At 46.7% G+C, this 25,729-nt stretch carries 26 protein-coding genes and 1 pseudogene; 10 read left to right on the forward strand and 17 right to left on the reverse strand.

Translation table 11 applies throughout. From position 1 onward, the window contains the following. Positions 1-94 precede the first annotated feature (94 nt). Positions 95-799: pseudogene (locus tag AC0J20_RS19555) on the forward strand (group II intron maturase-specific domain-containing protein); the annotation flags it as partial. A 68-nt stretch (positions 800-867) separates the two neighbouring features. On the opposite strand, the gene AC0J20_RS19560 reads toward AC0J20_RS19555, so the two are convergent. Continuing rightward, a complete protein-coding gene (locus AC0J20_RS19560; protein ID WP_473023020.1) occupies positions 868-1,407 on the reverse strand; it encodes a hypothetical protein in 540 nt (179 codons plus the stop codon). A 633-nt stretch (positions 1,408-2,040) separates the two neighbouring features. Here AC0J20_RS19560 and AC0J20_RS19565 point away from each other — a divergent pair. Then, positions 2,041-3,009, forward strand: a complete 969-nt coding sequence (locus AC0J20_RS19565) for an integron integrase (protein WP_473023021.1) — start codon at positions 2,041-2,043, stop codon at positions 3,007-3,009. 18 nt (positions 3,010-3,027) lie between these two features. On the opposite strand, the gene AC0J20_RS19570 is transcribed toward AC0J20_RS19565, so the two are convergent. From AC0J20_RS19570 to AC0J20_RS19580, 3 genes are read right to left on the reverse strand one after another with little or no spacing between them, the layout of a single operon-like run. Further along, complete coding sequence (locus AC0J20_RS19570; RefSeq protein WP_473023022.1) at positions 3,028-4,548, reverse strand: SpoVR family protein; 1,521 nt, start codon at positions 4,546-4,548, stop codon at positions 3,028-3,030. Continuing rightward, complete coding sequence (locus AC0J20_RS19575) at positions 4,548-5,837, reverse strand: YeaH/YhbH family protein (RefSeq protein WP_473023023.1); 1,290 nt, start codon at positions 5,835-5,837, stop codon at positions 4,548-4,550. The genes AC0J20_RS19570 and AC0J20_RS19575 overlap by 1 nt, the downstream gene beginning before the upstream one ends. A gap of 28 nt (positions 5,838-5,865) precedes the next feature. Continuing rightward, entirely contained in the window at positions 5,866-7,788 is a 1,923-nt protein-coding gene (locus AC0J20_RS19580) for a PrkA family serine protein kinase (RefSeq protein WP_229529215.1), read from the reverse strand. Between the two features lie 572 nt (positions 7,789-8,360). Here AC0J20_RS19580 and AC0J20_RS19585 point away from each other — a divergent pair. The 3 genes from AC0J20_RS19585 to AC0J20_RS19595 all read left to right on the forward strand — a co-directional run bounded on the left by AC0J20_RS19585 (position 8,361) and on the right by AC0J20_RS19595 (position 9,950). Then, entirely contained in the window at positions 8,361-8,789 is a 429-nt protein-coding gene (locus AC0J20_RS19585) for a hypothetical protein (RefSeq protein ID WP_473023024.1), read from the forward strand. 240 nt (positions 8,790-9,029) lie between these two features. Next, positions 9,030-9,182, forward strand: a complete 153-nt coding sequence (locus AC0J20_RS19590; protein ID WP_229529213.1) for a hypothetical protein — start codon at positions 9,030-9,032, stop codon at positions 9,180-9,182. A gap of 240 nt (positions 9,183-9,422) precedes the next feature. Then, on the forward strand, positions 9,423-9,950 hold the full coding sequence (locus tag AC0J20_RS19595) for an alpha/beta hydrolase family protein (RefSeq protein WP_473023046.1): 528 nt from the start codon (positions 9,423-9,425) through the stop codon (positions 9,948-9,950). A 58-nt stretch (positions 9,951-10,008) separates the two neighbouring features. On the opposite strand, the gene AC0J20_RS19600 is transcribed toward AC0J20_RS19595, so the two are convergent. Continuing rightward, positions 10,009-10,590: a Fe-Mn family superoxide dismutase gene (locus tag AC0J20_RS19600; protein ID WP_229529211.1), complete on the reverse strand. Its 582-nt coding sequence runs from the start codon at positions 10,588-10,590 to the stop codon at positions 10,009-10,011. Between the two features lie 265 nt (positions 10,591-10,855). Between AC0J20_RS19600 and grxD the strand changes: the two genes are divergently transcribed. Beyond that, positions 10,856-11,197 (forward strand): Grx4 family monothiol glutaredoxin, encoded by a 342-nt coding sequence (gene grxD, locus AC0J20_RS19605; protein ID WP_473023025.1) that lies wholly within the window; start codon positions 10,856-10,858, stop codon positions 11,195-11,197. A 130-nt stretch (positions 11,198-11,327) separates the two neighbouring features. Here grxD and AC0J20_RS19610 read toward each other — a convergent pair whose 3' ends face one another. Further along, on the reverse strand, positions 11,328-11,522 hold the full coding sequence (locus tag AC0J20_RS19610; protein WP_229529209.1) for a (2Fe-2S)-binding protein: 195 nt from the start codon (positions 11,520-11,522) through the stop codon (positions 11,328-11,330). Between the two features lie 372 nt (positions 11,523-11,894). On the opposite strand from AC0J20_RS19610, the gene AC0J20_RS19615 reads away from it, so the two are divergent. Continuing rightward, on the forward strand, positions 11,895-12,500 hold the full coding sequence (locus tag AC0J20_RS19615; RefSeq protein WP_229529208.1) for a peroxiredoxin: 606 nt from the start codon (positions 11,895-11,897) through the stop codon (positions 12,498-12,500). A 65-nt stretch (positions 12,501-12,565) separates the two neighbouring features. On the opposite strand, the gene rnt is transcribed toward AC0J20_RS19615, so the two are convergent. Further along, complete coding sequence (rnt, locus tag AC0J20_RS19620; protein WP_229529207.1) at positions 12,566-13,189, reverse strand: ribonuclease T; 624 nt, start codon at positions 13,187-13,189, stop codon at positions 12,566-12,568. Between the two features lie 293 nt (positions 13,190-13,482). Here rnt and AC0J20_RS19625 point away from each other — a divergent pair, with 293 nt between their 5' ends. Then, positions 13,483-14,343 carry a flagellar protein MotY gene (locus tag AC0J20_RS19625; protein ID WP_473023026.1) on the forward strand — a complete coding sequence of 287 codons (861 nt, stop codon included), beginning with the start codon at positions 13,483-13,485 and terminating at the stop codon, positions 14,341-14,343. Between the two features lie 49 nt (positions 14,344-14,392). Here AC0J20_RS19625 and AC0J20_RS19630 read toward each other — a convergent pair whose 3' ends face one another. Both AC0J20_RS19630 and AC0J20_RS19635 read right to left on the reverse strand, forming a co-directional pair. Continuing rightward, positions 14,393-15,691, reverse strand: a complete 1,299-nt coding sequence (locus AC0J20_RS19630) for a GntP family permease (RefSeq protein WP_473023027.1) — start codon at positions 15,689-15,691, stop codon at positions 14,393-14,395. 155 nt (positions 15,692-15,846) lie between these two features. Continuing rightward, entirely contained in the window at positions 15,847-16,359 is a 513-nt protein-coding gene (locus tag AC0J20_RS19635; protein WP_473023028.1) for a protein tyrosine phosphatase family protein, read from the reverse strand. Positions 16,360-16,504: 145 nt separating this feature from the next. On the opposite strand from AC0J20_RS19635, the gene AC0J20_RS19640 reads away from it, so the two are divergent. Beyond that, on the forward strand, positions 16,505-16,651 hold the full coding sequence (locus tag AC0J20_RS19640) for a hypothetical protein (RefSeq protein WP_473023029.1): 147 nt from the start codon (positions 16,505-16,507) through the stop codon (positions 16,649-16,651). A 181-nt stretch (positions 16,652-16,832) separates the two neighbouring features. Here the strand turns inward: AC0J20_RS19640 and chrA are convergent, their stop codons facing one another. From chrA to gloA, 3 genes are read right to left on the reverse strand one after another with little or no spacing between them, the layout of a single operon-like run. Further along, entirely contained in the window at positions 16,833-17,993 is a 1,161-nt protein-coding gene (gene chrA / locus AC0J20_RS19645) for a chromate efflux transporter (RefSeq protein WP_473023047.1), read from the reverse strand. A 6-nt stretch (positions 17,994-17,999) separates the two neighbouring features. Then, positions 18,000-18,995, reverse strand: a complete 996-nt coding sequence (gene glpQ, locus AC0J20_RS19650) for a glycerophosphodiester phosphodiesterase (RefSeq protein WP_473023030.1) — start codon at positions 18,993-18,995, stop codon at positions 18,000-18,002. Between the two features lie 46 nt (positions 18,996-19,041). Continuing rightward, positions 19,042-19,428 carry a lactoylglutathione lyase gene (gloA, locus tag AC0J20_RS19655; RefSeq protein ID WP_229529202.1) on the reverse strand — a complete coding sequence of 129 codons (387 nt, stop codon included), beginning with the start codon at positions 19,426-19,428 and terminating at the stop codon, positions 19,042-19,044. A gap of 364 nt (positions 19,429-19,792) precedes the next feature. On the opposite strand from gloA, the gene cspE reads away from it, so the two are divergent. Beyond that, positions 19,793-20,005: a transcription antiterminator/RNA stability regulator CspE gene (gene cspE, locus AC0J20_RS19660; RefSeq protein ID WP_473023031.1), complete on the forward strand. Its 213-nt coding sequence runs from the start codon at positions 19,793-19,795 to the stop codon at positions 20,003-20,005. A gap of 346 nt (positions 20,006-20,351) precedes the next feature. On the opposite strand, the gene nth is transcribed toward cspE, so the two are convergent. Genes nth through rsxC form a run of 5 tightly spaced genes read right to left on the reverse strand, consistent with a single transcriptional unit; the run spans position 20,352 to position 25,724 of the window. Then, positions 20,352-21,032 (reverse strand): endonuclease III, encoded by a 681-nt coding sequence (gene nth, locus AC0J20_RS19665; RefSeq protein WP_473023032.1) that lies wholly within the window; start codon positions 21,030-21,032, stop codon positions 20,352-20,354. Positions 21,033-21,083: 51 nt separating this feature from the next. After that, positions 21,084-21,782 (reverse strand): electron transport complex subunit E, encoded by a 699-nt coding sequence (locus AC0J20_RS19670; protein ID WP_229529199.1) that lies wholly within the window; start codon positions 21,780-21,782, stop codon positions 21,084-21,086. Beyond that, positions 21,775-22,419, reverse strand: coding sequence for an electron transport complex subunit RsxG (rsxG, locus tag AC0J20_RS19675; protein WP_473023033.1), 645 nt, complete (start codon positions 22,417-22,419; stop codon positions 21,775-21,777). Before rsxG ends, AC0J20_RS19670 begins: the two co-directional genes overlap by 8 nt. Further along, positions 22,416-23,528: an electron transport complex subunit RsxD gene (rsxD, locus tag AC0J20_RS19680; RefSeq protein WP_473023034.1), complete on the reverse strand. Its 1,113-nt coding sequence runs from the start codon at positions 23,526-23,528 to the stop codon at positions 22,416-22,418. Before rsxD ends, rsxG begins: the two co-directional genes overlap by 4 nt. 6 nt (positions 23,529-23,534) lie before the next feature. After that, positions 23,535-25,724, reverse strand: a complete 2,190-nt coding sequence (gene rsxC, locus AC0J20_RS19685) for an electron transport complex subunit RsxC (protein WP_473023035.1) — start codon at positions 25,722-25,724, stop codon at positions 23,535-23,537. Between the last annotated feature and the right edge of the window lie 5 nt (positions 25,725-25,729).

Genomic DNA, 25,729 nt, shown 5'->3' on the forward strand with positions numbered 1-25,729 from the left:
TTGTGGAACTTAATCCGGAGAGCAAAAAAGAAGCAGCTTAACGGCTTAGGCGACAACTACCTTGAAAAACGCCGATAACCAGCTTTACAGTGAGAGTCGGGAAGGTGTGCCACAGGGAGGACCATTGTCCCCCTTACTGGCTAACATCATGCTCGACCCTTTGGACAAAGAGCTTGAGAAGCGAGGCCACCAGTTTGCCCGTTATGCAGATGACTTCACCATTCTGGTGAGAAGTCCGCGTGCGGGTAAACGTGTCCTGAACAGTATCAGCAGATACCTCAGTCACCGTCTGAAATTGGTCGTAAACACGACTAAAAGCCACACCGTTAAAGCCAGTAAAAGCAAATTCCTTGGGTTCACATTCAAGGCTGGTCGCATTCAATGGCACCCCAGAACCTTGCTGAATTTTAAGCAGCAGGTCAGAAGGCTAACGAACCGCAACTGGGGCGTGTCGATGCGCTACCAACTCTCAAAGCTCAGCCAATACCTACGAGGCTGGATCAACTACTTTGGCATCGCCAACTGCTATCAACAATGCGTCGAGCTGGATCACTGGATCAGGCGCAGAGTTAGAATGGCTTACTGGCGACAGTGGCGCAAGCCCCGAACCAAGGTTAGAAATCTGATGAGACGAGGTGTGCATGTTCGAGCCGCAGTGGCGTGTGGTATCACCAGCAAAGGACCATGGCGCAGTGCCAAATCCCCGGGGATCAATCAAGCCTTATCACTTGAATACTTAAAATCCGAAGGGCTTTATTCGCTACGAGATGGTTGGATAGCGCTTCACTATCCTGAATGAAACGCCCTGTGCGGAGCCGCATGCAGGGTGTTGTGGGGGCTGGAGGTTAGAGACCTCCGGCTACCCGATTATGCATTGTTAAATAGTACACTTGCATGGGCCTTATTAGAGAACTTATTAATCCTTCTGACTAGATCTGTTAGCTCTTGTGTATCAAAACTGAATCCTTTCCCAAAAGTCCCCGCGTTATTGACAATACCTTTAGCAATGCTGAATAGTTTGCTTGCTTCATCGAGTAATTCTTTCTCTATCTTAGGCTCAGTAAATGCACCATATGATTTGATCTTACTCTCTAGCGAAAAGCTTCTTAGCGCTAACGCATTGATATTGTTCTGAATTATTTTTGATTCTTCACTGTTTTGCTGATTGTTAACGCATTGAAAATGCAGAGCATAAATATTTTCAACCAATTCATTGCTATAGGTATGCAGCTCTTTTAGTACCTCAAAGTATTCGTCAGCCCATTTCGTCAAAAAATCGTGTTCCTTGTTTACGTTTCTCTTTATATGCTCAGCAGCTCTTAACAGCAAAAAACCTATCAGTGCTACGATGATTGGTGTGGCTATTTTTGATAGTGAGACGACTACATCAAAACTTTCTTTATCCATATTTATATTATTCCTTCAGTTATCTTAGCCTGATTGCATAACGGCCTCGGTTAAACGGCAAAATGGAGCTGGCTAAACTACCCGAAGAATGAGGGGGAGCCAGCGAGATTTTGTCCGAATTGCACCGTTTGTTAGCCCTTTAACGATACTTGCGCGGCTTTGCCGCCCGCACCGAATAAAGCGCTGTTGTTAAAATTTACCCCTACCTTAAAACAACCATTAGCAAAACAGCAACCGGAATTTTGCCTGCTTGTGTGAACTGTACTACATGAGTGAAGAGTGTGTGTATTTATGAAATGGACCGGTATTGCACCGAAGTAACCTGGAAACAACTGGCTGCTGACAATGGAATGCAGGTGCCATATGTTGCCGCAATACCAGCAAAAAACTTCTTCTTAATACAGGGGGCTAACATTTTTATCGACGACAAATGTCCAACAATATCGAGACATTTGTCGTTTTTTCACATCGATACACTTTAAGCGCAATTTTCCCCCCTGTAAACTCAACAGCTTAGGTTCGGGCGTTTTTTCCGGTTGGAGGAAAACGACAAATGTCGTCTATCAAAAGAAATTTGACAAAGTAGAGGTGCTGTATAAATATACAGGTATTCAGGGTGATAAAAATAGCCTAATGAAATCATTATTTTTGTCGGTAGTTAAGGACCATTTGCTTTCAAGACGATATTCGATGCGAACTATTCAGGCATATTTGTATTGGATCGCTGACTTTATCCGCTTTAACAATATGCAGCATCCAGCAAAAATGGGGGATGCGGAAGTTGAAAGCTACCTTGAATATTTAGTTTTGAACAAAAATGTCGCTGCTGCGACGCAAAAAACAGCGCTGAATGCTTTGGTATATTTATACAAGCATATTGTCGAAGTACCCCTGAACGCGGAATTAAATTTCATACGAAGTAAACAATCTGCAAAGTTGCCTGTAGTACTAACCAGAGATGAAATCAAACGATTACTGCGCGCTGCCCCTGTGAATTATCTGCTGCATTTATCTATCTTGTATGGTAGTGGATTGCGACTACAGGAGTTGCTGCGGTTAAGAGTGGGAGATATTGATTTTGACTACCGGTGTATTCGTGTATGGAATGGTAAAGGTGGGAAAAACCGCGTTGTAACACTCGACGAAAGTTTATTTGCGCAATTACGTGCCCAGATTGATTTGTGTAATACCCACCTTAAACAAGACTTGTTGGATGAGCGCTTTGCCGGTGCCTGGATGCCGAACCGGCTGGAACAGAAATATGGTTCACTCAATAAGTCGCTTAGCTGGCAGTACCTGTTCGGTGCTGGACAGCTGAGTGTTGATCCGCAATCGGGAATGTTTCGTCGTCATCATATAAACGCAAAACAGATCCAACGGGCAGTAAAGCAGGCGCGGGAAAAAGCTCAGATAATAAAACATGTAACACCCCACACTTTACGGCATTCGTTTGCTACTCACTTGTTGCAAAGCGGGGCCGACATCCGAACCGTACAGGCTCAATTGGGTCACTCAGACATCCGAACTACTCAAATTTATACCCATGTTATACAGCAAGGCGGCAATGGGGTGGTGAGCCCGTTAAGCCACCTTGATATTTAATATCAAAGGCTTGTTATATTATTCAGCCGGACATCTTTCCAGTACATAGGGGACATTGTCGTCTTCGTCCACTTCCAGAATGACCGGGAACCCCCACAAGCGATGCAGATGTTTTATCACCTCTTTGCTGGATTTGGCCAGCGGTATACTGTTTTGTGGTATGTAGCGCAATGTCAGCGAACGGTCGCCACGGATATCAGCGTTATACACCTGGATGTTGGGTTCTAAGTTGCTCAAATTGTATTGAGCAGAAAGCTTTTCTCTGATGTCCCGGTAACCTGATTCATTGTGAATAGCGGATACCGTCAGGAAGTTTTCCCGCTCGTCGTCTTCAATGGCGAAAAACTTAAATTCCCGCATCATACGCGGCGATAAAAACTGACTGATAAAGCTCTCGTCTTTAAAGTTTTTCATGGCGAAATGCACCGTTTCCAGCCAGTCGCTGCCAGCAAATTCTGGAAACCACTCTTTATCCTCATCGGTCGGGTCGGTACAAATTCGCTTAATATCCATGAACATATTAAAACCCAGCGCATAGGGGTTAATGCCACTGTAATAAGGGCTGTTGTATTCAGGTTGCAACACTACGCCGGTGTGACTGGTCAAAAACTCCATAATAAAGCGATCGGTGACTTTGCCTTCATCGTACAGGTGATTGAGGATATGGTAATGCCAAAAGCAGGCCCAGCCTTCGTTCATTACCTGGGTTTGTTTTTGCGGATAAAAATACTGAGAGACTTTACGCACAATGCGCACCAGTTCCCGCTGCCAGGGCTCTAATAGTGGCGCGCTTTTTTCAATAAAATACAGAATGTTTTCTTGTGGCTCCTGCGGAAAACGTCTTTCCTGAGGTAATTTACCTTGTTCCCCTTTGGGCACGGTGCGCCACAGTTCGTTAACTTGCGATTGCAGATAATTTTCCCGTTCTTTCTGGCGTTCTTTTTCCTCCTGGATGGAGATTTTTTGCGGGCGTTTGTAACGGTCCACACCGTAATTCATCAGGGCGTGACAGGAGTCCAGAATGTTTTCAACTTCAGTAATACCATAGCGCTGTTCGCACTTGGCCACATAGTTTTTGGCGAACACCAGGTAATCAATGATGGAGCTGGCATCTGTCCAGGTCTGAAACAGGTAGTTGCCCTTGAAAAACGAGTTGTGACCGTAGCAGGCGTGAGCCATAACCAGCGCCTGCATGGTAATGGTATTCTCTTCCATCAGATATGAAATACAGGGGTCGGAGTTAATGACTATTTCGTAAGCCAGGCCCATCTGGCCACGACGGTAATGTTGTTCAGTGGATATAAACTTTTTGCCGTAAGACCAGTGACTGTAATTGATGGGCATACCGACACTGGCATAAGCATCCATCATTTGCTCGGCAGTGATGATTTCAATCTGATTGGGATAAATGTCCAGGCCATAGTGTTTAGCGACGCGGTCAATTTCAGTCTCGTATTGTTCAAGGAGTTCAAAGCTCCAGTCTGGGCCATCGCTTAACGGTTTGACCCCTCTTTTACGTTTGGGTGGAGATACTGCCACTAAGCAACTCCTTGTGGCCTGGCCACATTTTTACGGAATAACTCCCGGAAAACCGGATAAATATCTTCGACACTCTGAATGTGTTTTATGGCGAAGTGATCGCGTACTTCGGCAATTTTCTGGTATTCCCGCCACAAGCTCTGATGTTGCCGTTCGGTGATTTCGATATAGGCGTAATAGCGAACGGCCGGTAAAATGCGCTGCAGCAACAGGTCTGAGCAAAGTGGGGAATCATCAGCCCAGTTATCGCCGTCCGAAGCCTGAGCAGCATAGATATTCCACTCTTTTGCGTTGTAGCGATCCCGCACGATTTCATCCATTAGTTTCAGGGCGCTGGAAACTATCGTTCCGCCGGTTTCCTGAGAGTAGAAAAACTCCTGCTCGTCCACTTCCTTGGCCTGGGTGTGGTGGCGAATATAAACCACTTCAACGTTTTTGTAGGTTCGGGTCAAAAACAGGTACAACAAGATGTAAAAGCGTTTGGCAATATCCTTAGTGGCCTGGTCCATCGAGCCAGACACGTCCATGAGACAAAACATCACAGCTTTACTGGTTGGTTTGGGGCGTTTTTCATAATTGCGAAAACGCAAATCAAAGGTATCAATAAAGGGCACCCGCGCGATGGCCTTTTTCAACTCTGCGATTTCTTTTTCCAGCTCGATGATGCGCAACTGATGATCGTGTTTATCCGCCTTGAGTTCAGCCAGTTCCGCTTCCAGTGCCTTGAGGCGCTTTTTCTTGCCTGAGGTCAGAGCAATCCGTCGCGCTAATGAGCCTTTCAGGCTGCGCACAATGTCCAGGTTGGCTGGAACGCCATCGGTCTGATAGCCCGCGCGATAGGTTTCGTACTGCACCAGTTTATCTAACTGGTTCTTCTGTAAATTAGGCAGTTCCAGTTCTTCAAACAACAGATCCAGATATTCGTCTTTGGAAATTTCAAAGACGAACTCGTCCTGGCCCTCACCTTCATTACTGGCGTCACCTTCACCGGCGCCGCCTTTTCCGCCACCGCCCGGTGGGCGTTTAATGCGATCACCGGTGGTAAACTGGTCATTACCTGGGTGAACCTGTTCTCGTCGGCCACCTTTCCCGGTGTGAAATACGGGTTCGGAAATATCACGAGTGGGAATACTCACTTCTTCGCCTGAGTCAACATCCGTGACACTGCGCTTGCTGATAGAATCAGACACCGCCTCTTTAATTTGTTGTTTGTAGCGCCGGATAAAGCGCTGTCGGTTAACAGTGCTTTTACCTTTGCTGTTCAGACGTCGATCTATAAAATGCGCCATAGCCGCTCCTGTAATGCTGATAGGGGCGTTAAGAGGATTTTCTGACTCTCAGATACCACTCGCACAGCAGACGCACTTGCTTTTGTGTATAACCTTTTTCCTGCATTCGTTTGACAAAATCGTCGTGTTTTTTCTGATCTTCCGCTGAACTTTTGGTGTTAAAGGAAATCACCGGCAGCAAATCTTCTGTGTTAGAGAACATTTTCTTCTCGATAACAGTGCGTAGCTTTTCATAACTGGTCCAGGCCGGATTTTTGCCGTTTTTATTGGCTTTGGCCCGCAGCACAAAATTGACAATTTCGTTCCGAAAATCTTTAGGATTGCTGATGCCAGCGGGTTTTTCAATTTTCTCCAACTCGGCATTCAGCGCTTCACGGTCGAACAGCTGTCCGGTTTCCGGGTCCCGGTATTCCTGATCCTGAATCCAGAAATCGGCATAAATCACGTAGCGATCAAACAAGTTCTGTCCGTATTCAGAATAGGACTCCAGATAAGCGGTTTGAATTTCTTTGCCAATAAACTCTACGTATTTGGGGATCAGGTAACCCTTCAGAAATTCTTTGTAGCGCTCTTCCTGATCAGTGGGAAACTGCTCCCGCTCAATCTGACGTTCCAGTACATAAAACAAATGCACCGGATTAGCTGCGACCTCAAGGTGATCAAAGTTAAATACTCGGGAGAGTATCTTGAAGGCGAAGCGCGTAGAAAGACCTTCCATGCCTTCATCGACACCGGCGTAATCCCGATATTCCTGGTAGGATTTGGCTTTGGGATCGGTGTCTTTCAGGCTTTCACCGTCGTAAACCCGCATCTTGGAGTAAATATTGGAGTTTTCGGGTTCTTTCAGGCGCGATAGCACGCTGAACTGGGCCAGGGTTTCCAGTGTGCCTGGGGCACAAGGCGCTTTGGTCAGCTCGCTGCTTTGCAGTAATTTTTCGTAAATCTTTATCTCTTCAGAGATCCGCAGGCAATAGGGCACTTTGACAATATAAACCCTGTCCAAAAAGGCTTCGTTGTTCTTATTGTTGCGGAAGGTTTGCCATTCCGATTCATTGGAGTGGGCCAGTATCAGGCCATCAAAGGGCAGGGCCGAAAATCCTTCGGTGGGATTATAGTTACCTTCCTGAGTGGCGGTCAGCAAGGGATGCAGCACCTTGATGGGAGCTTTAAACATCTCTACAAATTCCATCAGACCCTGATTGGCCTTACACAATGAACCCGAATAGCTGTAGGCATCCGGGTCATTTTGGGCGAATTCTTCCAGGCGGCGAATATCTACCTTGCCTACCAGTGCGGAGATATCCTGGTTGTTTTCATCACCAGGTTCGGTCTTGGCGATGCCCATTTGGTCAAGAATTGAGGGAAACAGCTTAACCACCTTAAACTTGCTGATATCGCCGTTGAACTCGTGCAAGCGTTTGCGCGCCCAGGGCGACATGATGGGTTTCAGATAACGCTGAGGAATACCGTATTCACGCTGTAAAAGCTCGCCGTCTTCATGGGCATCGAACAGGCACAAAGGGCTGTCGTTTACCGGACTGCCTTTGATGGCATAAATGGGCACTTTTTGCATCAATTCTTTGAGTTTTTCAGCCAACGAGGATTTGCCACCACCCACAGGGCCTAACAGGTAGAGAATTTGTTTTTTCTCTTCCAGACCCTGAGCTGCATGGCGCAGATAAGAGACGATTTGTTCGATGGCGTCTTCCATGCCATAAAAATCTGCAAATGCCGGATACCGGGAGATCACCCGGTTGGAGAAAATTCGGCTCAGCGCAGGTGTTTGTGACGTATCAATCAGTTCAGCTTCGCCGATTGCCTGCAACAGACGCTCGGCGGCATTGGCATAGGCTGACTTGTCTTTTTTACAAAGTTCAAGGTACTCCTGAATGCTGAATTCTTCTTCTTTGTGAGCTTCGTACCTTTGTTGATAATGTTCGAAAATTCCCATGAAAAAACCCCCAACATGGCAAGCCTGAAAAGGCTAGATTTAGATAGCGCTTCTAGAGCGTGTAGACTTTTGCGGTACAATTTTGCACACAGGCGCTGCCCGAAGTGTTCGTCATATAAGCGCTTTACCCTTTGTCACAGTCCTTTGACTCAGAGCCACCAGGTCTGTAGGACTGTTCCGCGATTAAAGCGTTTATACCTGGAACAAATTTCGTACCACAAAGGTCAACACGCTCTCTAATCTTAGACCCTAAAAATCGTTAATGTGTTGCACCTTTAGATTAAATTTAGCTAAGAAAACCAGTAACAAATTGTTTTAGGATATCAATATGTTGTAGCGTTCCGTTTCAATTTGAAAATAGTTAAACCGGACACTTTCAGCATAGTATCAATTGGCAAGATTGCCATGTTTTCAGCAAGGATTTATTCACCAGATTACCCGGCAAAGATGGCGGAGGTGAAAAAATTTTACAATTTATACTGTGGCAATATTTGCTCGCCAGCTTGGCTGCAAGGGCGATGGCTGTTATTTTGTGAGTCTACTATAACGCGTTATTTTTAAAGGGAATTTAAATGAATAAGTACCTCATATCTGGATTGTTGCTCGCGCTTGTTAGTGCCTGTAACACCGCACAATCAGCCATACCTGAGAATTCAGGCGCCACAGAGTCTGCCAGTAATTTTCCCTTGCAAGTGCCTCTGGAGCCAGCGGGATATCATACGGATGCGATTACCTTGGTGGATAAGGCTTTACCATTTGCGAACCTGCAAGAGTGGCTGGTAGAGGTAAAAAAGAACTTCAGAAACGAGAAAGTGGTCAATGGTTTTAAAAGAGACCTTGGTAACGGAGCAACTGACCGTTTGCTTGCCAATACCGAAAGTCACTGGATTGCTTATCAGTCAGATGGCCTGAAAATTTCTGGAGTTATGGCGTATCCCAAAAACTGGCAGGGCGGTAAGCTGCCGGTAGTTATGTATACCCAAACCACCTCAAGATTCTAGCTTTCAGCGTGAGATAAAAAACGTTTAGACAAGTAAAAATGACGTAGGCATGGTTGTTCTCACGTCAAGTCATTTTAATGCAGTATAAACGTTTTTTAGCCACGCCCTTCGGGAGCAACACAGCACTTCCATTACTGTGTTGCATGTGTTTGAAAGGTAGCCGACATTCCTTCTCACATGCGCCTTGTACTGAAAGCGCTGTGATAGCTCTGAAACAGTATCTTGAGGTGATTTGGGTATATGAATCGCGGCGGTAATTTCAGGCAAAATGTTAGCCGTGTTTTACTGGTGAAGAGGTTGTTACCCATCGCAGAGCAGGGCTACCTGGTACTGGCCAGTAATTATCGGGGCTCCCGATACAGCGAGGATATACCAATCAGTAATAATATGTGATCGCTCAGCGTTAGTCTCTTAGCCATGAGGTCGCGACGCGCGAGTGAAGGAATACTGGTGGTCTTTCGAGTCTCGCGCAACAAAGAGATCATGGCTATGAGCAACGTCGAAGATGGGTTTGAAACGCATTTATGCTGCTTTAGATGTTTTTGATTTAGCCCCACTAGACCTGCAAACATCTGCCTTGCCTAAATGCGTTTCAATTCCCACTGAGTAGATCACATATTATTACTGATTGGTATTAGGGATGAATTCGGTGGGGAGGACGTCAATGATGTTTTGCGCCTGATTGAAATCGCCAAAACCATTCCCAATGCGGATGCCAGTAAAATCGCCTTATATGGTTGGAGTCGCGGGGCCATGATGACCTGGCAAGCCCTGCGCCAAAATACTCAGGATATCAGCGCCGCCATCGTAGGGGCCGGAGTTGTGGATATGGCACCGGAACTGCAGCGCAGACCAGAAATGGACAAACTAATGCACTCAATGATCCCCGATTTTGCGGAAAACCGCGAGAGCCAGTTGAAAAAGCGTTCTGCGATAAACTGGATGCAGGAACTGAATAATGAGGTACCTGTGTTAATACTGCATGGGGACATGGACTGGCGTGTGGACGTGACCCAATCACAGATGGCTTCACAGCGTTTGACTGAATTGCAGCATTCACACGAGCTGGTGGTTTATCCGGGTGGGGATCACAGTCTTTCCAAACATCAAGAAGACGTGCAACGCCGGGTTCTGAGGTTTTTAGAAGCAAATTTACGCTAAACGGCAAATAAAAAGCCCGCTGGTTCAGCGGGCCTTAATCGGGTCTTTTACTTAGGAATTAAGCAAAATTGTTAGACGCAAATTCCCAGTTTACCAACGCCCAGAAAGCTTCCATGTACTTAGGACGCAGGTTGCGGTAGTCAATGTAGTAAGCGTGTTCCCACAGATCCACAGTTATCAGCGGAGTTACACCTTCTTCAGTTAATGGGGTCGCCGCGTTGCTGGTGTTAACGATGTCTAAACCACCGTCAGCGGTTTTAACTAACCAGGTCCAACTGGAACCAAAGTTGTTAACGGCTTTGTCGTTAAGCGCAGCTTTAAACTCATCAAAAGAACCCCATTTGGCGTTGATGGCGTCGGCCAATGCACCAGTCGGTTCGCCACCACCATTTGGACTTAAGCTGTTCCAGTAAAAAGTGTGGTTCCAGATCTGAGCTGCGTTGTTGAATACACCGCCAGAAGAGGTTTTTACGATCTCTTCTAAAGATTTGCCAGCCATATCTGTACCTTCAACTAAACCATTTAGCTTAGTTACGTATGTGGCATGGTGTTTACCGTAGTGAAAGTCCAGGGTTTCTGCAGAGATGTGTGGTTCAAGAGCATTTTTTTCATAAGGTAATGCGGGTAATTCAAACGCCATAATGATCTCCAAGTAATCGGCTAATGAGTTTGTGAAGCACAATCCTAGTCCTTAAATCGCAGGATGAAAAGACACTGTGCCTTTTTTCTTAAAAAGAAAACGTTTATCTATTTCAGTTCCGATATATAGGTACGTATTAAAATATTTAAACCAGTCAGCACAAAATTCGTTATTAAAAGCAGGTTGCTAAGCGGTTCGGATCTTGAAAAAATACAAATTACCGCAATTATGATTGCATCAGTAACGCAATTTACAGGACCTGAAGATGGAAACCCTAGATAAAATTAAGCAGCAAATCGCTGAAAACCCAATCCTTTTATATATGAAAGGTTCGCCTAAGTTACCCAGCTGTGGTTTTTCTTCGCAGGCGGCGCAAATCATGATGAGTTGTGGTGAGCAGTTTGCTTATGTTGATATCCTGCAAAATCCTGATATTCGCGCAGAGCTGCCCAAATACGCAGAGTGGCCAACATTTCCGCAGCTGTGGATCGAAGGTGAATTAATAGGTGGTAGTGATATCTTGTTGGAAATGTATCAGCAGGGAGAGTTGCAACCCCTGATAAAAGCGGCTGCGGAACGCGCAAACGCTTCAGGCGACAACGCCTAAATCCCAACACCAAAAACACCGAAAGCTGCTTTACTTTGAGCAGCTTTTTTGTTTCTGAAATATATAGAGATAAACGTTGCTGAAAACCAAAATTAATTTCAAAGTCTTTGGCCCTTTGAAATTTACAGGGTTAGCAAACTTCTTTGAAAAGTGATTCGTCGATGATGGTACTGTCGATGATTTGCTGTGTTAACTGCGTGCATTTACCGCACTGATTAGCAATTGCCATGTGGGCGCGAAGATCACGGATGTTGCCAACACCTTGTTCGGTGACAGCTTGTTTTATATCTTTGTCTGTAATGGCGTTACAAAGACACACGTACATCTATGGCTTCCTGTGGTTAAATATGAAACAAATTTAATGTTTGGGTAAGTTTGAAGTTGGAAATCGTTCTCACTTGCCGTTACAAATGATAATAATTGTTATTTATAATATTGCAAGCATTTGTTGATGCATTTTTACTGTTGGCCAGCACAAAACCTGGTCCATTTTGGAATGAATTCAGTACAGGCAGTTGCCCGCGGATTAGAATAAGGATGATGTTTTCAGTGAGTGATTAGATTATTTGAATCATTTGATTGAATTAATAGATTGGTTTTTACTGAATTGTCCTTATATCCTTGCCGTATTCGAATTTTATTCGCCACTGGCTCCGGTTGGTGGGGAAGTTTAAGTTAACTATCATTGGAGAATATAATGAGTGTATTAGTTGGTCGTCCCGCTCCTGATTTCACTGCTGCAGCAGTACTGGGTAATGGTGAAATTGTTGACGAGTTCAATCTTGCAGACGCGATTAAAGGCAAAGCTGCGGTTGTTTTCTTCTATCCGTTAGACTTTACCTTTGTATGTCCTTCTGAGTTGATCGCGTTTGATCACCGTTACGAAGAGTTCCAAAAGCGTGGTGTTGAAGTGATCGGTGTGTCTATCGATTCGCAATTCACTCACAACGCGTGGCGTAACACTGCCGAGAAAGACGGCGGTATTGGCCAGGTTAAATACACCCTGGTTGCTGACGTTAAGCACGAAATTTGTCAGGCGTATGACGTTGAGCATCCAGAAGCTGGTGTGGCTTTCCGTGGTTCTTTCTTAATCGACAAAGAAGGTGTTGTTCGTCACCAGGTTGTTAACGATCTGCCTCTGGGTCGTAACATCGACGAAATGCTACGCATGGTTGACGCGCTGAACTTCCACGAAGAGCACGGTGAAGTCTGTCCTGCTGGTTGGTCTGAAGGTAAAAAAGGTATGGACGCAAGCCCTGCAGGCGTTGCTGCTTACCTGTCTGAGAATGCTGAAGGCCTGTAAGGCGCAGTGTTCCCGAATAGCAAAAACCCGGCATCAGCCGGGTTTTTTAATGCCGATATAACCTGTTAAAGTGGCCAACCACCCAGGTGTTTAACCCGATTTACCAGTTTGCAAAATAGCTGCGCGGTTTTTTCGGCATCGTAAAGCGCTGAATGCGCTTCATCCTGATCAAAAGCAATACCTGCTTCTTCACACGCCTTAACTAACACTGTCTGACCATATATCAGTGCTGCCAGGCTGGTGGTATCAAAAGACACAAAAGGATGAAAAGGACTGCGTTTAATACTTTGTCTTTCGGTCGCTGCATTTAAAAAGCTCATATCAAAGGCGGCGTTGTGGGCCACCATCACGCACCGCTGACAGTCGGCATCTTTTTGATGCTTGCGTATTTCCTTAAACATTTCTTTCAATGCATATTCTTCGGTAACCGCACCGCGTAAAGCGCAATGGGGATCAATACCATTAAAGTCTAACGCTGATTTTTCGAGGTTAGCACCGGCAAACGGCTCTACATGAAAATGAATGGTTTTATCTATCGATAAAAAGCCCTCATAATTCATTTTTAGCGTGACGGCAGCTATTTCTAAAAGTGCATCTGTCTGAGCATTAAATCCCGCCGTTTCGATATCTACCACAACCGGGAAATAACCTCTGAAACGCTCGTTTATGGCGTGTCCATCATCCTGCATACAAATCCTAACTGAAACCTCAGGCCGAAAAACCTCGATTATTGCAGGCTTGGCAGGAGTTATCCATGATTAATCGAATTGTTGCTTTTATTCGCTAACATTTTGTGCAATCCACATCATGCACTGATAAACTAAAAAGGCTGGATGGTGTTCCGGGTCATTACCCATGAGACAACAGCATTAATGTTCAACCTTTTTTTAATGTGGTCGATACAGGCATTGGAGAGAGCAGAAACTGTGCTTCTGTTTGTGACTGTAATAAAAAAGAAGAGAATCAATAGAACGAGGCAATAATGAAAAAGTTATTGGCACTATTATTAATTATCCCGCTATTGGCTCAGGCCAGTTTGCGTCAGTACAAGGCCGATGTGGAAGAGTCCGTGTGGTTCAACGAGGAGCCAAATCGCCTGCAGTGTACGCTTAATCACCAAATTCCCGGTTACGGTACAGCCTCTTTTACCAGCGCTGCCAGTAAGTTACTGAATATGGAATTCAATCTGGACATGTTGCGCTTGCCCAAAAATTATGGTGTCGCGGCAGTGTATTCGGTACCGCCGAAATGGATGCCTGGTCTGATGCATAAAAACATCGCGGATATGACCATCAGAAAACAATTTGACGGTGATTTACCGGAGCAAGCCGCCTGGACAATGCTTTCCGAGTTGGAGAAAGGCTTTTGGCCAACACTGTATTACCAGGACTGGTATAGCCAATATGACAAAATCGCTGTTGCATTAAATGCCAGTAACTTCCACGAACCATATGAGCAGTTCGTACAATGTGTGTCTAATCTGTTGCCCTACAGTTTTGATGACATTAAATATACTGTGCTTACCTATAAGTTTGGTGGCTCGGATCTGACCAAAGCATCAAAACGCAAGTTGGATATGATTGGGGCTTACTTACAGGAAGACCCTGACCTGGAGCTGGTGCTCCTGGATGGTTACACCGACAGTTATGGTGGCAAGTCGAAGAACCTTGAGGTATCCGAGCAACGGGCCAATGCGATTAAAACCTATTTTGTTGGAATGGGGGTTAATCCTGAGCGTATTGATATTACCGGCCACGGAGAGCGACGCCATGCTTCACCCAATACCACCGCCAATGCCAGAGCTAAAAACCGCAGAGTTGTGATACGAATGCAAAAAGCCTAGCGCTAAACCAGTTACACCAGGGCCGCTTTTAACGCGGCCTTTTTTAGTTTCAAAAAACGCTAAACAGCAACACTGCCAGCATTAAACCTACCATGGGGATTGCCACCGTTAACGCTGCCACGGGCCAGTATGCCTGCTGGTGGGTTTCATGACAGATGGCACGGATAGTTGTAACGATGTAACCGTTGTGGGGCAGGGTATCGATAGCGCCCGAGGATATGGAGACAATGCGGTGCAATTGCTCAGGATTAACGCCCTGCTCTAGGTAGTGAGGCCCCAAAAGGGGCATGGCAATAGCCTGCCCACCGGAGGCGGAACCGGTTAAACCGGCAATTACACTGACGGCAACCGCAGCACCCAATAGTTCGTTGCCGGGCAGACTGGTCATAACCGCCACGGCGGATTCAAATGCCGGCGTGACTTTGGCAACAGAGCCAAAGCCCACTACCGCGGCGGTGTTGCCGATGGCCAGCAATGCGCCTATGGTACCCTGATTTACCGCCGCTGAAATATCCTTAAAGCGTTTGTGGTGTATCAACAGCAGGGTTAATACACCGCCCCCCAGCGCGACGATTAAAGCCAGTTGCTGTAATGATTTATGAAACATAAAAGAGAGTGTAAGGACCACAAACAGCGGCAACAAACTCAACCAGAAATTGGGTAAATCCTGATGTTGTGACAGGTCCGGATCGATGTCTCTGGCCTCAAACTTTTCACCATTGGCCACCGCTTTCGCAATCATGCGATTGATCCAGTAAAACCCCCATATTGCCATAAACAGCGATACCACCAGACTCACCTCCCAGGCGGCAAAGGGGGAAGTGCCCAGGTATTTAATGGGGATCCAGTTTTGAATTTCCGGTGAGCCTGCACTGGTCATGGTGAATGTTACTGAGCCAAAAGCCAGTGCTGCTGGGATAAATCGCCTGGGTAAATTGGCGTCTTTAAACAAGCTAAGGGCCATGGGATAAACAGAAAAGGCCACCACGAATACACTGACACCGCCGTAAGTTAAAACGGCGCAGGCCAGCACCACTGCGGCGACGGCGTGCTTCTTACCTAATTTACCAATGATGGTATGGGCGATAGCATCTGCAGCGCCTGTGTCTTCCATAAATTTGCCAAACAAGGCGCCTAACAGAAACATAAAAAACCAGGCGGCAACGAAGCCTGAAAAGCCATTCATATAGCTACTGACAAAATTGTCATCACCCAGAAACACCGGCATACCAGAACAAAGCGCTACAACCAGGGCACACAGCGGCGCCGCGATAAACAGATTGAAACCGCGAATTGTCAGGAAAATTAACAGGGCCAATCCACCAAACAGGCCAATAAAACTCAGCATAGGGAATATCTATTGTTTTTCTCTTAGTGTGCGAAATTCGAAGCGGCTTGTCAGCCTTTGGCAGGAAGAAATTTTACAATAATTTAACAGAATGAAGTCTGGGGAAGTTTACAGCGGGTAAACTTCCCTGAGTTGTTTTGATGTCGAATTTAGAGCTACTGAGCCGTCATCAGCGTTTCGACATAGCTTTTCAGCGATGTCAGTCCGGCTTGTTCACCAATTTTCAGGGCTTCTGCTGCAGACTTTCCATCATTCCAGTAGGCATCCAGGGCAAACAGAGCACCAACCCGGTTGCCGCTGCCACAATGTAAAAAGACATCCTGTTGATGTTCGGTCAATGCCGCTTTAAAGCGTTCCACATTTTCACGGGTTAGTGCGGCTTTAGAGTCGATAGGGATATGTAAATAATCCATGCCTAACTGTTCTGTATACCCGGCTTCATCAAATTCAGTGAACTCACCTTCACCACGAAAATTAATAACCGTGGTAATGCCCTGCTGCTTTAGTGCTGCCAGATTTGCCTTATCTGGCTGTCCACCGGTGAGCACCTTGCCGGGCAACGTTTTCAGGTTTTTGATAGCTGATGGTGCTGTCTCCTGATTCGCCAGGACAGTACAGCACAGTAGCAGCGTGATCAGCAGCGTGGTGAGTTTTGAGGGTAAGTTCATAGCATTGACCTTTTGATAAGGAAACCTGTCATCAGTGTAGACGAGCATTGCATCGCTGAACACCAGAAATTTTACTCAAGTAATTTTGTGCCTTTGCCGATAGCTTAAGAACATAAGAACAATGCCAAACAGTTGAGAGAAAACAATGCATATCACTAAGAAAAGCGAGCAAGGCCCATTCGACATTTTTCGTAAACTTATCTTTGTAGGTTGCAATTCTATTGGCTTTGGCGCGGCCGCTTATCTGATATTTCTCGCTTTTCTGACTGCGCAAACCGGTTCCGGATTCTGAGCCTTTTATCCAGTGCCTGAATTGTGCCAACGGAGCAGGTTCAGGCAGCTGAAAAATCGATATTTACGCCAGGTCTGATGCAACGAAAGAGCATGCCTTTACAGAAGTCGCCTTTACAGAAAATCGTCCTGATAGAAACTGTCACTCGGATGAAAGCCTACCTGCAATTACGGTGACTCCTCTAGGTGAAAATCGCCCCCGCCAGGACATAAAAGCTTACCAGCAGTAAGATGGGAACCCGTAGTGATCTGAGTAACCAGAATCCCAGTAAAACCAGCACCATATCCAGGCCATTGCCCACTGCACTGATAAAAACAGGCTGGTACAGGGCGCTAAGTAAAAGTCCGGTGACACAGGCATTAACGCCCGCAATTGCGCCTTGCAGGCGGATGTTGGCTGCCATCGACTGCCAGGCATTGAGTAAACCAACCAGTAGCAGAAATCCCGGCAAAAAAATCATCAATGTTGCAATGAGCGAGGCGATTACCGGTGCCTGCGGCAGGGAGTGATAACCGAGCCAGGTGGCCATAGTGAACATTGGACCAGGAACCGCCTGGGCGGCTGCATATCCGGATAAGAACAGGTCGTTACTGATACTTGCCGCCAACATGTTTTGCAGCATAGGTAACACCACATGACCACCGCCGAATACGAGGCTGCCTGCGCTGTAAAAGTAATTGGCTAATGCCAGTTCAGGAGACAGTTGTGCGACAAAGGGCAGGCCAAAAAGTAAGGCAAAGAACAGCACCAGGGGTGTCATCTTCGGTTTGGCTACTTTGGGTTTACTCATGCTAACGTCGTCGGGCGCGGGCGTATATTGCTCTGATAACAGCAGTAATCCCATAATGGCGCTGGCCATTAACAGCAGCATTTGCACCAATAAAGATGGCAACAAAATGCAGGCACAGGCGGTCAATACGCAAAGGGTTTGTGTGATTTTGCGCTGGCAAAAACTGCGAAACATACCTAAGGTCGCATCGGCCACTACCACCACAGCTAATAGTTTTAGCCCGTGAATAATGCCCTGATAGATGGGCTCACCACTGAGGCTTGCACCAAAGCTGGCCAGTAGTAACATCAGAACGACTGAGGGACTGGTAAAGGCAACAAATGCTGCAATACCGCCCCAAATTCCAGACATGCGATAACCAATGGCAAAGCCGGTTTGGCTGGAGCCTGGGCCGGGCAAAAACTGAGACAGGGCAACAATCTGGGCGTATTCCTTGTCGCTAAGCCACTGTAAATCATCAACAAACCGTTTTTTGAAATAGCCGAGGTGTGCCGCTGGCCCGCCAAAGCTGATACAACCCAAAATAAAAAACTGTTTAATGACGGCCACCAGCATCACTTATCGCTGCTCCTGAGCCTGATTAAAGCGCACCACAACATCGGTAAAATCAGTAAAAATACCATCTACTTTAAGTTGATGGGTCAACGCCTTTAACAGCATCTCTGAGGTTATGCCTTCAGGCAAAGCATCGCGACGGAATGTGTAAGGATGCACCAAAAGCCCCGCATTTTGTGCTTGTTCAGCATAACCGGTACTGAGGTATTGGCCATTTTTCAGCGACAATACCTGCGGAATCCAGGGGCCAATTCCCTCTGCAAATGTGGCAATTTCAGCCAGTCCTTGTGTGGTTTTCAGGTAGTTGTAATCGGTGTCTGATTCTTGCCAGTCGTTCTCTGCGATAAGCTGAATCAAAGGGGCTTTGAGTCCCAACTGCTGGCGTAATCGCTTGCTGTGTTTGAGGTCAAAACACTGCACAAACAGGTTAGCCTGAGGGTGATTGAGTTGATATTGCGTCAGGGTTTCCACCAGTATCTTTGCGATATCCTGCCCCTGTTGCAAGTGCCATTGCGGTGCTTTGATTTCGATGTACCAACCGGTATTTTTTCCGGTTTGCCGGTTGAGTTGCTGAATAAGGTTAAGGTGTTCATCAAGTGTGGCGATTTGAAAGTCAGTATCTCCCTGAAATCGGGTGGGGTAGACCGGATTTTGGTGCCGGTCTGTACGCTCATTTACCTGCAGTGTTTTTAACTCTGCAAGATTGAAGTCGATAGCGTAATAGCGACCATCATCGCGCTTTCTGTCGGGAAATGCCTGTGCGACATTTGTCGTGGTATCGATGTGGATATCATGTAATACCACCAGGTGACCATCTTTACTCAGGACCAGGTCCTGCTCGATATAATCGGCGTTTTGCATGTAGGCCATCACCAGCGCTTCATTGGTGTGTTCTGGTAAATAGCCAGACGCGCCACGGTGAGCGATAACCACCGGTGACGCTGAGATAAATTGTGAAAATAATAGTGTCAGAAATACAAGATAAGCCGGATAACCCATGGACATTCCTCCCATGCTGGCGGTTTAGCGTGTCATCCCGGGGGAGTTAGCTGTTTTCCTGAATGAGTTCAATGGCGTAGCCGTCAGGGTCGCGAACAAAAGCAATAACGGTGCTGCCACCTTTGACCGGACCGGCTTCGCGATACACATCACCACCGCGGGATTTTATCTCGTCACACAGGGCATAGATATCGTCTACGCCAAAGGCGACATGTCCATAGGCATTGCCCATGTCGTAGCTGTCGGTGTCCCAGTTCCAGGTAAGTTCTAATACTGCCTGTTCGGATTCATCAGCATACCCCACAAATGCCAGGGTATAGCGGTATTCGGTGTTTTCACTTTGACGCAGCAACTTCATGCCCATCACCTGAGTATAAAACTGGATGGACCTTTCAAGGTTAGCCACGCGTAACATGGTATGTAACATTCTCATAAAAATTCCTTTGTATGCTGGACGTTTAATGACTCGGAATACGTCCCCGCAAGCATAATGAAGCAAAGCTCAGAATCAAGAATTAATTGGTACTGAAATAATTCTTTCATCAAGTGTGTTTTAATAACAATCGGAAATAGTAAAAAAGATATTTATAACTATTTAACTAGACACTGGCCAGTAAAGTCTGTATTGTGGCCGGGCTTTAGATTGTAAATCTTCTCTACTACTGCGCTGTACCCTCTTTAATTTTCTTTTTAATCCAAAGGCTTTTATCGATATACATGCTTTATTAGCCGGATCGTTTCTATCGCTTCATCGGTGTTTTGCACCAAATATACAAATTTTTAGAAAGGTAAATATTATGTCTAATTCAGTAACTGGCGTAGTTAAATGGTTTAATGAAGATAAAGGCTTTGGTTTTTTAACACCGAGTGAAGGTGGCAAGGACGTTTTCGTTCATTTCCGCGCCATTGCATCTGAAGGGTTTAAAACTCTGATTGAAGGTCAGCGCGTTAAGTTTAATGTTGAGCAGGGACAAAAAGGCCCTCAAGCCACCAACGTTGTGGTTGACTAAACCAGCTCGTAAGCTTTTCTAAAGGCCGAAATCTCACCGGCCTTTATTCTCTTCCCTAACCAAAATCCAATTTCCATAGCGACAGAATGGCAGGTCCTTGCCAGTTCTTAATGCTATCGACAGTTATTCCAGGAATTAATTAATGTCATTTTCATACCAAGGGCTGCAATGCAGTGCCTGCCCACCCATTGCATCCATTTCTATAAATAAATGCAATGTGGTTTTCACTGATCAGCAAACTCAGCAAAGGTTGCAGTTTGAAAACAATTTACAAACCAAAATGTTCGTCAACTGGTTGTTGAGCTTAGCTAATCCCCAAAACTAACAGTGCCCCGGCAAAGCCACATCACTTCTTCTTTTTCGCTTTTTCCTTCAGTACTTCATTGATAAAACTCTTGCGACCGTACTGACGGGTAATGATGCACTTGTCCAGGTCGAAACCTCTTGCCGGACAATATTCGCGACCGTAATAGATGATCTGAAGATGCAGGTCGTTCCATTTTTCTCTCGGAAACAGGCGTTTGGCATCGCGTTCCGTTTGTTCAACACTTTTACCGTTTGACAGCCCCCAGCGATACATCAGGCGATGAATATGGGTATCGACCGGGAAGGCGGGAACGTTGAAGGCCTGAGCCATGACAACTGACGCCGTTTTGTGTCCAACCCCTGGCATGGCTTCCAGCGCCTTAAAATCCTGGGGAACTTCGCCAGCATGGAGCTTGATGATCATGTCAGACAGATGCCAGATACCCTTTGATTTCATTGGAGACAGGCCACAAGGTCTGATGATTTCCTGAATCTCTTCAATGCTCATTTTTACCATATCAAAGGGATTATCAGCTTTGGCAAACAACAGGGGAGTAATTTGATTTACCCGTTCATCGGTGCATTGTGCAGACAATAAAACCGCCACCAAGAGGGTGTAGGGATCTTTGTGATCTAACGGGATTGGTACTTCGGGGTACAGCTCATCAAGGATGTTGATGATTGCCTGTACTTTTTGCTGTTTTGCTATAGGTGCACTCATGCTGCTCATTTTTTAAAGGTATCTTTTGTGTATTTTTTGATTCTGTTTTGCTTAGCTTTCGCTGGTGACCCGGGCGCGAGACACGATTTTTTCTTGCTGGGCACCCATCACTGCGTTCTCTACCCGTTGATTGAGCACATTTTTCAGGGCTATCAACAAACCCATGCCTAAAAAGGCGCCAGGCGGCAATATGGCCAGCAAAAACGGACTGTCGGTTTCGAAAATCACCAGCTTCATGGCTTTGGCCCAGTCTCCCAGCAGCAAGTGCATGCCATCAAACAGGGTGCCATTGCCCAATAGTTCACGCATCGAACCCAGTAGCACCAACACCAGCAGGAAACCCATACCCATAATAAAGCCATCGTAGGCGGACTGTTTAAGTGGATTCTTTGAAGCATAGGCTTCAGCGCGGCCGATTATGGCGCAGTTGGTTACAATCAGCGGGATAAAGATACCCAGTGCCTGATACAGGCTGAATGTATAGGCGTTCATCAGGAGTTCGACTATGGTCACAAAGGTGGCAATCACCAGTACAAACACCGGAATGCGAATTTCATTGGGCACCAGGTTGCGCACTAACGAAACCGTACAATTGGAGCCAATTAATACTAAGGTGGTTGCAATACCCAGCCCCAGCGCATTTACCACAGAGCTGGTTACCGCCAGCAGCGGGCACAGCCCCAACAGTTGTACCAACGCCGCGTTGTTTTTCCATAAACCTTGCCAGGTCAGTTGTTGATATTCAGTCATTTCCAGACTCCCTGAGCTGAGACTCACAGTGATTTTCCATTGCAAACACGGCCTGATAATTATCTTGCGCCCAGTTGATGGTGTGTTTGACACCGTTGACGATAGCGCGGGGGGTGATGGTGGCACCGGTAAACTGGTCAAACTTACCCCCGTCTTTTTTCACAGCCCAATCAGTCCGACGGGTATCTGCTGCGGCCAGATTATCAAACAGCGTGATCCAGTCACTGATACGCAATTCAATCTTATCTCCAAGGCCCGGGGTTTCTTTGTGTTCAAGAACTCTTACCCCACCAATAACATCATTGTTTATCAAGGATACCAGGTAGGTGATATTCCCGCTGTAGCCTTGCTGACTGACTGCTTCGATAACGAGTCCGGAGGAGGCTCCCTGAAAATAGCCGCGATAAATTTTTAGCGGTGTAGCCTGCTCCGACGGTGATATCAATACGCAGTTTTGGGTAATATTGTTGTCCCAGTGTTGCTCGGGAAACACCTCGGTAATGGTGCTTTGAGCTTTTTTTAGCACCTGCTGTTCAATAACCGGCGCTGTAATCCAGTGGGTTATTGCGATCAGAATCGTGGTTGCCAAAGTAAAACCGCCGAGTATGGCTCCGTTTTTAGAGACGCCCTGCATCATTTGTCGCCTCCTTGTTTTTTATTTGCCTTAACGGGTTTTGCCTGCGTATACCCGTAGGTTCTGGGGCGGGTGTAATAGTCGATTACCGGTACACACATATTCATCAGTAGTACTGAAAAAGCGATAGCGTCAGGATATCCACCGAAGCTGCGAATGATAAATACCAACAAACCCACTCCGAAACCGAATATCAGTCGGCCCTTATTGCTGGTTGCCGCAGTAACCGGGTCGGTGATGATAAAAAATGCACCTAACATGGTGCCGCCACTGAATAAGTGTAGCAGCGGACTAATCTGAGTATCCGGTGAAACTAAATACCAAAGCAAGGCTGGCAGGCCGAGTCCCGCCAACATTCCCACCGGCAGGTGCCAGTTTATCAGGTTAAATTGCAGTAGCAGAAAGCCGCCCACCAGAAAGGCAATATTGACCCAAAACCAGCCTTTGCCAAATCCAGCCGCCAAATTCCCCGATTCAATAAACAAGTTGGTGAGGGTGATTTCTGACAGGGTAAAGCCTTTGTTAAGCAGGTTTTTCATTTCATCCAATGGCGTTGCCATGGTGAATCCATCAATATTGGTGCGCAACTGCACGACGCTGTAACCTTCGGTGGTATAACCGGTAAATGTTAGGGACAGGGCATCTGTCAGATTGTGATTAATCTGAGAAAGCTCCATGACGGGTGCCCAGGCGGTCATTTGCACCGGAAAAGAAATCAGCAATACCACGTAGGCGGTCATGGCGGGATTAAACAGGTTAAACCCTAAACCACCATACAGCTGTTTGGCGATCGCAATCGCAAAGAAGGCACCGATCACCGTCATCCACCAGGGCGCAAATGGCGGAATGGAAATACCTAATAACAAGGCGGTCAGCAAGGCACTGGAATCTTTGATTGCTAATTCGAAATTTTTCTTGCGCAGCTCCAGTATTACGGCTTCTGTAATAACTGCAACGATACCCGCGATGGCGATATTAATTAAAACGCCGTAGCCAAAAAACCAGGTTTGCACAGCAATGCCAGGTACGGCAAAGAGCATTACCAAACGCATTATCTCGCTGGTAGTGCGCTTTTGAGTCAGGTGTGGAGAACTGGATAAGCTTAATTTCATAGGGGCTTAATCATCCTGTTCGTTGTTTTTGGATTGTTGCTCCCGGGCGGCACGTTTTGCTTTGGCCCGGGCAATGGCCGCAGCCACGCGATCTTGTTTGTCATCTGAGCTTTCTGGTGCGTTCGCTGATGCTTCGGGCTTAGCCTGCGCATCGGGTTCATTATGTGAGCTGTTTTCTAACTCAAATTCAGGGGCTGCAGGCGCATTTTCAGCCTGTTGTGCTTTTTTGGCTTTGGCACGGGCGATAGCGGCGGCAACACGGGCCTTTTGTGGAGCATCATCGGCAGGTTTATTACCTTCCTCCGTTGCCGGTTTATCGCTTAGGGCAGATGTGCCTTCAGTCTGTTGTGCTTTTTTGGCTTTGGCCCGGGCAATGGCAGCGGCAACCCGGGCTTTTTGCGGATCATCATCAGCAGCTTTATCACCTTCCTGTGTTGCCGGTTCATCGCTTAGGGCAGATGTGCTTTCAGACTGTTGCGCTTTTTTGGCTGTGGTCCGGGCGATAGCGGCCGCGACTCTGGATTGCTGCTCTGTTGAATTGCTATCACCGGGAGGTGTATCTTTGGCTGGCTCTGTCGTTGCTGTCTCAACCTGCCGGGTTGCATCTGAGTCATGCTCAGCTTGTTGCGCTTTTTTGGCTTTGGCACGGGCCAGCGCAGCCGCTACCCGATCGTTGGCTGCCGGTACTGCTGGCTTATCTTTTGTCTGTACCGCCTGTTCCTGACGTTTAGCACGAGCAGCTGCACTTTGTCGGGCCTTTTCTTCCCGTTCCAATTTTTCTTTTTCCAGACGGGCATTGCGCGCTTCAAATCGCTCTTTGGCCTTGGCAGCTTTGATGGCTTCGTCTTGCTGAATTCGGATATCCGCTTTGGCCCCGCGATAATAATGCACCAGCGGAATGTTGCTGGGGCACACAAAAGCACAGGCGCCACACTCGATACAGTCGAACAGGTTTAGTGCTTGTGCCTTGTCGTATTCTTTTGCTTTGGCGTGCCAGTATAATTGTTGTGGCAATAACCCTGCCGGACAGGCATCGGCACAGGCTCCACATCGGATACAGGGGTGCTCGTCACCAGGAAAGGGCATTTCTTTATCTGAGGGCACTAAAATACAGTTGCTGGTTTTGACTATGGGCACCAGATCAGAGTGCAGGGTGTAACCCATCATGGGGCCACCCATAATTACTCTTTTTGCCTTTTGCTGCCCTGCAAGATAACCGCATTGGGCGATGGCATGAGCAACAGGTGTGCCCAATGGCAACCAGACATTCTGTGGTGTTGTCAGCGCTTCGCCTGTTACAGTAACGACTCTTTCCAGTAGCGGTTTGCCACTGAATATGGCATCGGCTATGGCATAACAGGTACCCACATTGTGCATAATAATACCGATATCTACCGGTAGTCCCTTGCTGGGAACTTCTTTGCCGGTAAGTACCTGAATAAGTTGTTTTTCGCCACCTGCCGGATATTTGGTTTCGACTGCGCACAGACTATAAGCAGGGTTGTCCTGAAAGGCGATCTCCATGGCAGCAAAGGCCTCAGGTTTATTATCTTCAATCGCGATGAGAACATGGCGTGGTTTTAAGATATGGCTGAGCACATCAATACCTTGCCGGATTTGCCAGGCGTGTTCACGCATTAATCTGTCGTCGGAGGTAATGTAAGGTTCACACTCAACGCCGTTGATAATCAGGAATTCAATGTTGCGACCCGAAGACAGTTTGATGTGGGCAGGAAAACCGGCGCCGCCCATACCGGCAATACCGGCGCTGCAAATTTCTTCCACCAAAGTGGCGCGGGGCAGGGATTGGTAATCGGAAACCGGTTTGAGATCTACCCATTCCTCTTTGCCATCGGGCACTAAAATCAACGTCTGCTCAGGAATACCTGAGGGGTGATTGGAAACGTGTTGCCTGATATCTTCTATGGTGCCAGACGTAGGGGCATGGATTGGCACTGACAACGGGTTCATGCTTTGTGTCAGTGGTTGTCCCTTTAATACCCGGTGGCCTTTTTCAACGGATATCCGGCCGGATACCCCCACGTGTTGTTTGACCGGAATATAGAGCTTGTCGGCCAGCGGCAGGCGTTCAATTTCAACGTTATTGGACAGTGCTTTTTTCCCTGGGGGGATCACGCCACCTGGAAATTGCCAAAATTGACCTTTTTTGATTCTCTCGAGTATTTCGTTGAACATAACCA

The organism is Planctobacterium sp. R6, from assembly GCF_055755215.1.